General features: G+C 40.6%; 3 protein-coding genes. 1 reads left to right on the top strand and 2 read right to left on the bottom strand.

Going from position 1 to position 2,725, the window contains the following annotated elements:
• A partial coding sequence (locus ACTF6W_RS10280) for a hypothetical protein (protein WP_438994455.1) occupies nt 1–648 on the top strand: 648 nt, incomplete at its 5' end.
• Between the two features lie 14 nt (nt 649–662).
• Here ACTF6W_RS10280 and nhaC read toward each other — a convergent pair.
• Complete coding sequence (gene nhaC, locus ACTF6W_RS10275; protein ID WP_438994454.1) at nt 663–2,087, bottom strand: Na+/H+ antiporter NhaC; 1,425 nt, start codon at nt 2,085–2,087, stop codon at nt 663–665.
• Between the two features lie 30 nt (nt 2,088–2,117).
• Nucleotides 2,118–2,725: GMC family oxidoreductase (locus tag ACTF6W_RS10270; RefSeq protein WP_438994453.1), on the bottom strand; the 608-nt coding region annotated here is incomplete at its 5' end.

Below are 2,725 nucleotides of genomic sequence, written 5' to 3'. Positions count from 1 at the left end.
ATCGGTCCAACCGACAATACATCAAATGAACGCACACCAAGAAATAGGTTAAATTTAATTCCAGAAAACGCTCGCGGATCTTTTGCCCCTTATGCACCACAAAATTATGGCATCAATCCAGCTGAAGCAGATATGACGCGCATCGCTCCAGGTCGCCCACGCGGCGAAGGTGACGCTATTAAAGTCACAGGTAAACTTATGGACGAACTTGGTCGACCAATCCGTAATTCACTTATTGAAATATGGAATGCTAATAAATATGGTCGTTATACCCATATCGAAGACCATTCAGGGCTACAACTTGATCCGAATTTCTTGGGGATTGGTCGCACATTAAGTGATAATGATGGGAATTATGAATTTTGGACCATTCGCCCGGGCGAATATTTAGCAAGACCAGATATCGGTCGATGGCGTCCTAAGCATATTCATTTATCAATTCGTGGCGGTTCATCGCGCATAATCACACAAATGTATTTCGCTGGCGACCCTCATAATGATACGGATCCTATGCGCATACTCATGGGTGATAATTTTGATAAAAATCTCGGAAAGGAATATAAAACAGACGGCGAAGATTTCGACCGCGGATATCAGTTTGATATCGTAATCGGTGGAAAAAACCCGACATTCTTTGAAGATAATTAATTCATTAGAACTGGTTAACTGCTCGTAATTGTTTCCGGTCGGTGTTTTGGCTCTGCTTTCTGGGTAAATTCTTTAAATACTGCGATGCCGAAGAATGTCATAATAAGTGATAAAATCGGGTTCAGTAAGTTTAGGAATGTATATGGTAGATAATCTAATACGGGAATACCCATAGCGCCAAAATAGAACGCACCGGCCGTTGACCACGGTATAAGCGGCGAAGACATGGTTGTACTTTCCTCAACGGAACGGGATAGCATGAATGGTTTTAAATTCATTTCCTGATATTTTTTCTTAAATAACTGTGAGGTGACAATAATGGATATGTAGCTCTCACCCATACTACAACAAGCTAAAATACCTGTACACATCGTGGCAAACATAAGAGATAATACTGATTTAATCCTATCCAGCAGCCCAGACAGCAAGGCTTTTAAGAAGCCGCCACTTTCAAGTACACCGCCAAGCGCAAGGGCAAAAAGCGTCATGGACAATGTTTCCATCATACTCATTATCCCGCCTCGGTTCACCAATGTATTCAATCCCGCATGACCCGTATCCGCAGAAAACCCAGTTTGTAAACTCGCTAGAAAATCAACAATAATGCGGTCTTGTTGAAATATCGCCAATATGAATGCAGCGACGACACTTGAAACCATAGCCACTTCAGCGGGTGCTTTTCTAAGGCTTAATACCAGCAGTACAATTAACGGCAATAAGCTCCAGATACTTACAACAAAATTACTAGCAATAGCCGCTTGAAACGCTTCCACGCCTTCGCGGGACACAGTATCTGCTGAATATTGCATTCCTACAAAACCGAAAAGAATAAGACATAAAATATAAGTTGGTATAGTTGTATAAAGCATTGAGTTAATATGTTTATAAAGATCAGTTCCCGCAGAAACAGCCGCTAAATTCGTCGTATCGGATACTGGTGACAATTTATCTCCAAAAGTCGCACCAGAAACCACGGCGCCTGCAACAATTGGTAATGGAACTCCCATCGCTGAACCGACACCAATTAATATAACACCTGCCGTTCCGACTGTCCCCCAACTCGTTCCTACTGCCAATGACATAAAACTACAGATCAAAAGGCTCGCTGGAAGGAAAACCGTTGGACTGATTAAATCTAAACTATAATAAACAATACTCGTGATCGTGCCACTTTCTAAATATGCTGCGATCACTACACCTATTAAAATAAAGATATACATAGCACTTAAACCATGTTCTATCCCTTTATTCATAGCCGTTTTTATCGATTGGAAAGAGTACCCTAAATATTTCGAATGAAATGTGCTCCAAATAATGGCAATCAAGATAATCACATGGATCGGCACACTAAAAACGATCAATCCAGTAATGATCATTCCAATAATTCCGCCAAAACAAATGACTGAATGCAAAAATGACGGCTGTTTACTATTTTCCAATTTACTCTTCCTAAAAATACTCTGAATGAATTATATCAGATCTGCTTTCATTTGTTTGACAGCATAATCAACCGCTCTAGCGGTTAATGCCATATACGTTAGTGATGGATTTTGACAAGCGGTCGAAGTCATACATGATCCGTCTGTGACAAATAAATTCGGCACTTCATGTGCTTGATTATGTTTATTTAATACACTTGTTGCGGGATCATGACCCATTCGTGCGGTCCCCATTTCATGGATACAAAGACCTGGGTTCGCTGGCGTCACCCACGATGATACATCTTCTAGTCCAAGATTGTTTAAAATGCTCTCGGCTTCCGCGGCGATATCTTTCTGAAGATTAAGTTCATTTTCACTAAATTCACAATCAACATGCAGTTTTGGAATTCCCCATTCATCAAGATTATTATGATCAACACTGATATGATTTTCATATCTGGGTAGCATTTCACCAAATCCAGTCATTCTAAACCACCAAGCCCCTGGTTGTTGCAGGTTCTTTTTAAAATCAGCGCCGTACCCCGTTTGATCTGCACCACGTTTCCATGATAAGCGATGTGCACTACATTGATAACCGTAACCACGAACAAAATTTTCCTGCGTATCACCATTAATATTCCTAAAACGAGGAATAT

Source organism: Pseudemcibacter sp. (assembly GCF_965661635.1).
In the GTDB taxonomy this organism is placed as follows: Bacteria; Pseudomonadota; Alphaproteobacteria; order Sphingomonadales; family Emcibacteraceae; genus Pseudemcibacter.
The sequence above is the reverse complement of the archived record's forward strand: the minus strand, read 5'-3'. Positions and strand labels throughout refer to the sequence as shown.